7 protein-coding genes are annotated in these 7,341 nt (G+C 42.2%); 1 reads left to right on the top strand and 6 read right to left on the bottom strand.

Going from position 1 to position 7,341, the window contains the following annotated elements; translation table 11 throughout:
• Window positions 1-189: 189 nt before the first annotated feature.
• Window positions 190-1,059 (bottom strand): lipid kinase, encoded by an 870-nt coding sequence (locus QUB04_RS13510; RefSeq protein WP_333284940.1) that lies wholly within the window; start codon window positions 1,057-1,059, stop codon window positions 190-192.
• 228 nt (window positions 1,060-1,287) lie between these two features.
• On the opposite strand from QUB04_RS13510, the gene QUB04_RS13505 reads away from it, so the two are divergent.
• Window positions 1,288-2,580 carry a HEAT repeat domain-containing protein gene (locus QUB04_RS13505; protein WP_333284938.1) on the top strand — a complete coding sequence of 431 codons (1,293 nt, stop codon included), beginning with the start codon at window positions 1,288-1,290 and terminating at the stop codon, window positions 2,578-2,580.
• Between the two features lie 135 nt (window positions 2,581-2,715).
• On the opposite strand, the gene QUB04_RS13500 is transcribed toward QUB04_RS13505, so the two are convergent.
• The 5 genes from QUB04_RS13500 to QUB04_RS13480 are packed head-to-tail and all read right to left on the bottom strand — an operon-like array spanning window position 2,716 to window position 7,341.
• Complete coding sequence (locus tag QUB04_RS13500; RefSeq protein ID WP_333284935.1) at window positions 2,716-3,852, bottom strand: DegT/DnrJ/EryC1/StrS family aminotransferase; 1,137 nt, start codon at window positions 3,850-3,852, stop codon at window positions 2,716-2,718.
• A 7-nt stretch (window positions 3,853-3,859) separates the two neighbouring features.
• Window positions 3,860-4,927 (bottom strand): peptidoglycan bridge formation glycyltransferase FemA/FemB family protein, encoded by a 1,068-nt coding sequence (locus tag QUB04_RS13495; RefSeq protein WP_333284933.1) that lies wholly within the window; start codon window positions 4,925-4,927, stop codon window positions 3,860-3,862.
• 2 nt (window positions 4,928-4,929) lie between these two features.
• Window positions 4,930-5,700 (bottom strand): GNAT family N-acetyltransferase, encoded by a 771-nt coding sequence (locus QUB04_RS13490; protein WP_333284931.1) that lies wholly within the window; start codon window positions 5,698-5,700, stop codon window positions 4,930-4,932.
• Window positions 5,672-6,319: a sugar transferase gene (locus QUB04_RS13485; protein ID WP_333284929.1), complete on the bottom strand. Its 648-nt coding sequence runs from the start codon at window positions 6,317-6,319 to the stop codon at window positions 5,672-5,674. Before QUB04_RS13485 ends, QUB04_RS13490 begins: the two co-directional genes overlap by 29 nt.
• A 35-nt stretch (window positions 6,320-6,354) precedes the next feature.
• Entirely contained in the window at window positions 6,355-7,341 is a 987-nt protein-coding gene (locus tag QUB04_RS13480; RefSeq protein ID WP_333284927.1) for an ATP-grasp domain-containing protein, read from the bottom strand.

Genomic DNA, 7,341 nt, shown 5'->3' with positions numbered 1-7,341 from the left:
CCCGTGGCTAATATCTGAACAGGCAAGATGCCTGTTCCACAACACAATATAATTTATTAACTGATTAATTGTGGCACGGGCATCTTGCCCGTGGCTAATATCTGAACAGGCAAGATGCCTGTTCCACAACATAATTATATATGAACAGGCAAGATGCCTGTTCCACAACATAATTATATTAGTTGTGAGTCATGAAGGAGCTATAACTGCTAAAGCTTGGGGAATCACTCGAAATTTTGCAGGCGTGTAAGTTGTGATTTCACCGTCAGTATTAATGGGACGGCGTTTGCTAGTATTAACCTCAAATTCTTGAGCGTGCAAGGCGCGAACGTTAGGCGAACTGGTATAATTTCCTTGCCTCATAGCCGGCAGTAAACCCAGGATTTCCCACCAGCTTTTTGTTTCCAAACTGTACAAATCCAGTCGCTTGTCGTCGATGGTGGCATCCTCGGCAACTGTCATGCCACCTCCGTAATAGCGGCCGTTGCCAATGGCAATTTGAATAGTTCTAACCTTAAAAGATTGGTTTTTTACCTTAATTTCTGCTCGAAACGGTCGCGCTGACAAAATTGTCTGCAAAGCAGTAAAAGCATAAGCTAAAACTCCCCAGCGCTGCTTGACGTTTTTAGTCAGCCGCTGGGTAATTTGCACGCTTAGTCCCAAACTCGCAACATTAAAAAAATGTTGACCGTTCACCCAACCTAAGTCTATTAGCCGAACTTTACCGCTGGCAATTACTTGACAAGCTGCGGATAAAGCTGTAGGAATTTTCAGAGTGCGGGCTAGGTCGTTAGCAGTTCCCATCGGCAAAATACCCAAGGGTAACTTGGTGTCTATCAAACCTTCTATGGCGGCGTTGAGAGTGCCGTCGCCGCCGCCGATTATTACTAATTCGACTTGATTTTGGTAGCGCCGAATTGTTTGGGGAATTTCGTGGGCGTGGTCAGTAGATTCTATAATTAACTCAAAACCCAGTGCTTCTAATTCTCCCGTGGCTTGAGATAATAGCTTTTGCCCTTTTCGGGAGTGCTGGTTTACTAAAAGTAGAGCTTTCTTCATTTGTTAATTTTTAATTAGGAATATTGCGTATTTTTAATTACAAAAAGTATAGCTTGATGCCTTAACTGCATGAAATTAATGCTTTACTTCCATTTTACCAGTTATGATGGATTGACAAAAATGTTAAAAAATGGATAATTGTAGCAAAAGATTGGTAAAAAGTAGCTCCCTCCCCCTCTGACCTAGCAGCAAAAAACCTCGCTTCTCGATCGCCACTAAATTAAAATCATGTCTAACTTTTTAGAACAAGCGCAAGTCGCTGCCGATCGCCAAAACTGGCCTGGGTTAGTCGAATGCTTGCAGCAAGTGACAGCCAAGGCCGGCAAGCCGCAGGAACAACACATTTTAGAGCAAGCTGTCAGTTTAGCAATAGAAGCCTTAGAATGGGGCGATTTTCAAGACCGTTGGGAAATTGCTAAAGTATTGCCAAATCTGGGAAATGGCGCGATCGCACCTTTAATTGCCGTGCTCGAAGACGAAGACGCAGACACGGAGCCCCGGTGGTTCGCCGCCCGCATTCTCGGAAAGTTCGATCGCCCGGAAGTGATTCAAGCTTTAGTAGAATTGGTCAAAAATTCCGACGAAGAATTGAGCCAAATCGCCGCCGAAACCCTAGGGAATTTCGGCCCGACAGCCATAGAATCCCTCGCAACTCTCTTGCAGCAAGAAGACTCGCGACAGTTTGCCACAGCAGCACTCGCCCAAATTCGGCGCACCGAAACCATCCCACCGCTGTTGAGCGTAGTCGGAGACTCTCAAGTTGCGGTGCGGGCATCCGCAATCGAGGCCCTGAGCAGCTTTCACGACTCCCGCATCCCGCCGGTACTGGTAGCCGCACTCAAAGATCCGGCGACAGCAGTTAGAAAAGAAGCCGTGCGAGCTCTCGGTGTGCGCGCCTATTTAGATGCAGAATTAGATTTAGTTAACTTGCTCAAACCTTTGCTTTCGGACATCCGATTAGAAGTTTGTCAGCAAGCGGCGATCGCGATCGGGCGAGTGAAAACCGATGCTGCAGCGGCTGCTTTATTTGAATTGCTGCGATCGCCGATAACTCCGCTTGAATTGCAAATCGAAACTGTGCGCGCCCTAAGCTGGAGCGAAACCGCAGCCGCTTTAGAATATTTGCAGCAAACCTTAATTGCCGATCTTAATAACACAAACTCTCCTGTTTGTCAAGAGATTGTCACTGTTTTAGGGCGAGTGGAAAAGCCGGAATTAAAAGCCAAAGCTGCTGAAATTATGATCGATTTGCTCGAAAGCAATCATCCCACCATGCAGTCTGCTGGAATCAAACAATCTTTAGCTTTAGGGTTAGGGCAATTAGGAGATATGAGAGGGCTAGATGCTCTGATTTCAATGTTGGGCGACGCAGACAGCAGCGTCAGGCTGCACTGCATGGCAGCCATCAAACAGCTAGGTGCTGCCGAGGCCAGGCAGAAATTAGAAAGCTTAGTGAAACAAGAGAGTCTCGAACCAAGATTAAAAGAGGGAATTGCGATCGCCCTGCAAGAATGGCAATAAAATTAATCAAAAGACAGAATACCCCAATCCCCAACTTCTTGAAGAAGTCGGGGATTTCATAGCGAGCACATCTTTCTTCTTCCTGCCTCCGTTACATCCGTTACAAAACCCGTAGCCGAACTTCCTTCGGCTATATCATCGATTTTCTTTGTGAATTTGGGCGAGCGCACTTGTCACCCGCTCTAAATCTTCATCAGTTAAATTAGAGCCAGAAGGCAAACAAAGCCCGTACTCAAATAACTCTTCAGCCACCGCACCCCCGAAACATTCGCAATCAGCAAATACTGGCTGTAAATGTAAAGGTTTCCAAACCGGACGCGCTTCTATTTTCTCTTGAGCAAGCCCTAGGCGAACTTGTTCTCTATCTGCACCGAAAGTGGCTGGATCGATCGTTAAACAAGTCAGCCAGCGAGTAGCGCGTCCAAAGGCAGCTTCCGGCATAAATTCAATTCCCGGCAAGTTTCCTAAAGCTTGTTTGTAAAAGTCAAAATTGCGTCGTCTAGCTTCAACTCGCTCCTCCAAAACCCGTAATTGACCGCGACCAATTCCCGCCAAAACATTGCTGAGGCGGTAATTGTAGCCAATTTCTGAGTGTTGGTAATGAGGAGCGGGGTCACGGGCTTGTGTTGCCAAAAAACGAGCTTTTTCTACCAGTTTTTGGTCATCGGAAACTAACATCCCGCCGCCGGAAGTGGTGATAATTTTATTGCCGTTGAATGAGAAAATGCCGATTTTACCAAAGCTTCCAGGCGATCGATTTTTATAGGTAGCCCCTAGAGATTCGGCTGCATCTTCTATGAGCGGAATTTCATAAGCATTGCAAGCTTCTAGAATTGGGTCGAGATCGCAACTTTGACCGTAGAGGTGTACGATTACAACAGCTTTGGGTAATTTACCAATTTTTGCTCGTTTGTCAAGTGCTTCTCGGAATAAATCGGGGTTGAGATTCCAAGAAGTGCGATCGCTATCAATAAAAACTGGTTTAGCCCCAAGATAAGTAATCGGGCTAGCAGTTGCAATAAAAGTCAGAGTCGAGCAAAAAACCTCATCTCCCGAACCGACACCAATTAATTGTAAAGCCAAATGCAAAGCTGCGGTACCGGAACTAACAGCCGCTGCGTGTTTAGCGCCAACTATTTCGCAGAATTCTTGCTCGAAAGCGTCTACATGGGGGCCAACGGGGGCGATCCAGTTGGTATCAAAGGCTTCTTTGACGAACTCTTGTTCGAGGGAACCCATGTGAGGTGTTGAAAGGAGAATTTGTTTTGTCATTTGATCTTCATTTTGGAGAACGATAGGCCGGAAAAAAGTTGGACTTTAGGAGTTCTTTAGGCTCTATATTTAAATATTTTGCCCTTAATCTGACCAGATTATTATATTTTTTTTCATCTACAATCAAGCGCATCGTTAAGTATTTGTGCCTTTGCTTGGAAAATCCTGATTTGAAATGAAAAAGAGAATCTTTTTCGCCTCCAACTCCACCTCCAAGATGTAAAACTTCATTGCCCCGCTCTTTGGCCCATAATCGAGTATAATCTATTTGTAAGCTATTAGGAGATTGTTTTAAAAATTTGTTTTGTGTGGCGCTAAAGATGCTCTGAACGATACCGCAACATTCTGTATACAAACCACCACTTGCAATTTCGTTATCCAACTCAACCAGGCATAGGTGCATTTTTTCCCCAAAAGCATCTGCCATATTCAGAAAATACTCTAAGTTGAAAGAATAATAATACTCTGCTGCTTCTACGCGCTGCATGGTTATTTGATAAATTTCGATAAATTTATCGATATATAGCTGAACAGGCATCATTCTTGCTGTAAAACCGGCCTGCTTGCATTTAGTTATTGACTGTCGCTGATTGCGTCTAGTGTTCTGCCACATTTCGGCTTCAGAAATTCGCAAGTCAATAGAGACAGTTTCTCCAGTGATTTGGCAAATATTCGGATTGAAAATTTGCTCTAACGCTCCATTAAGTATAGGATGCAGCCGTAAAAAAGCCGAACAGACGTTTTTGGCGCGTAAAACTTGCGTTAATTCATTTATTGCTAAATTCAAAAACTCAGGTGTAGCAGCTTCGTTCAACAGCATTCCCGGATAGCCATAAGGGGATACCACATCAAATACTTCTAATATATTCTCTTCCCCTACTCGATCGCACGGACGCACAAGATAGGGCAAAAAGAACATTTTTTCATCATCCACTATTAAAATAGCCTCTGGGCTATATTCAGTTCTTTTTGCCTCTAGATTCACATACCCTGGCAAATGATAAATATCATGGCGTACTTTTTGCAGGTTAGATAACCACCAACTACTTGATAAGTTAACAATTTGTGTATCCATTGTTAGAGTTTTTTTTCCATCTTCAAAAACTTGATGGGTTGATTTGGCAGAGCAAAAATTATTTTATCGCATCTAACAAAAATTTTATTACGATTGGGATCGATTAATTTTAAAGCATAGGTTAACCTGTCATCTTCTAGACAACTAGAATCGGGTATACGCCAGTAAGCTTTACCTAATCTACCAATCTTGAGAATGTCTGAATTATTAATAGACAGCATTATATATGAGAAACCATAGCTATATTGCCATGCTTCTGCTTCCAGCCAATTTTTTACTTCAAACGAGCATTTTTGCGTACCAAAGTAATCTATTGGTACTTCATATAAAAATTTAGAATACTTGACTTCATAGCCCATTTTTTTGTATAAACTTAAAGCGATCTGATTATTGATATCCACATCTAAACTAATTTTTTCGATGTGATGCTTTTGGCATTCTGCCAGGAGATAAGCTAACATTTGTTTCGCTATACCTTGGCGTTGAAATTCAGGAGCAACGGCTAAATAATTTATACTTAGGCATTCCTCATAAAATTTAGCATTTACATATCCAGCGAGATTGCCTGTTAAAGTGGCTGTAAAAAATTCGGGATATTTTTGATTCATATCCGCGTCTTCTATCACTTTACTAATATATCGCGATACCAGGGGGCTCACAAAAAGCCAGTCGCATATAAAATGTTTGGGAAAAGCATTTCTATGTATGCTTTCTATACTACTACTTTCTGATGGTAAAGCTTTCCTAACCATCGCACTGTTTTCGTTCATCATCTAAATCCTTCATTATGTAGCTGGGAACTACAGCAACCGCTTCTCTTCGCAGCACTTTTTCAACCGTTTGAACCAAAATTTTTACATCCATAAATAAAGACCAATTTTCCACGTAGTATACATCGAAAGCAAGTCTTTCATCCCATAACAGGTGATTCCGACCGTTAATTTGTGCTAATCCAGTAATGCCTGGAAGTACATCGTGCCTTTTTGTTTCTTTTTCCGAAAAATAAGGTAAATATCTGGGCAAAAGCGGTCTTGGGCCAACAAAACTCATCTGGCCTTTGAGAACGTTCCACAGTTGAGGAAGTTCGTCCAGACTGGTTTTACGCAAGAATTGACCGAGGGATGTAAGGCGTTGCTTATCGGGGAGCAAATTACCCTCGGCGTCGCGCTCACTCGTCATAGTGCGAAACTTGTAGACGTTAAAAATGCGACTGTCTTTGCCGGGACGCGCTTGGGTAAAAAAAACTGGACTACCCATGCGGATATGGATAGCGATCGCAACTATCAACAGTATAGGAGAAAAGATTAGTAGTGCGATCGCAGCACCCAATCTATCGAATAACCACTTAATTAATCTGCTGAATTTGATAATTGGTGATTCCTTGTTATTCATAGTTCATTTCTCTGCTTACCACCTATACTTTAAACTCAAAATCCCCTTTTTTCCTGACTTAAGAAGATCGCCTCGTCATAGCGAAGCATCACAACATCTTCCTGCCAACCATCAATGCTTATTTCGGGATTTTTGCCTAAAATCATTTCGATAATCCAGCGTGGAAAGTTAGCACCTGCTGCAAAAGAAAGAGGATATCCCCCCCCAAAACGAGGATTAATTTCAGTAAATTTAATATCTCCACTGGGAAGCAGAAAACATTGAACGGTAATGCAGCCTAAAGCACCAGGTAAAGTATCTACCACTTTCTTCCCCGCCGCAATTAAAGCTGAATTCTTAACGGTTACTCCTTTACTAATTTCTCCCGCTCTTGTTTCTATGCGTAGTCTAGGTACAACAGAGCGTACCTCTCCTTGAAAATCAACTAGAATATCTAGCGTATATTCTTCTCCTACTAGCAATTCCTGGACAATAGCATTGGGGATATAATCTTTAAAAAAAGCCAATTCTTTGGCATTTTTTATTTTTGTCACTCCCACACTAGCACTGCCATCAGCCGGTTTAAGCAAAAAAGGATATTTAGCTTGAGAGTCAGCTAAAATCTCATCAGCATCTAAAATTTCTGGAGTTGGCACTCCCATTTTTTTGAAAAACTCGTAAGTTTTCGTTTTATCATTGCAAATGCCTGTAGTTTCACTTGATGAAACTACAATAGTTACACCTAATTTCTGGAATTCTTCTTTATGAAAAGCTAGGGTATTTAGTTCTGTATCAATCAGGGGAATGAGCAGTTTAATCTCGTATTTTTGGCAAATTTCCTTCAACTTATTGATATAATTTGGGTCATTTACCCGACTAACTCTCTCATTGAAATCGCTGATAAAAGAAGCCGGGGCATTGTTTTGTAAATCTGTAGTCACAATGCTCCCAGTTAATCCCATATCTTTTAAAGTTTTCTTAAAAGCTTGGATCAGGGATACTCTTCTACCTGCACTTGTAAACAGAATGTTGAATTCGCTCAT

It is taken from the genome of Microcoleus sp. D2_18a_B4 (assembly GCF_036702475.1).
Lineage (GTDB): Bacteria > Cyanobacteriota > Cyanobacteriia > Cyanobacteriales > Microcoleaceae > Microcoleus.
This window is presented reverse-complemented; position numbering and strand designations above follow the sequence as displayed.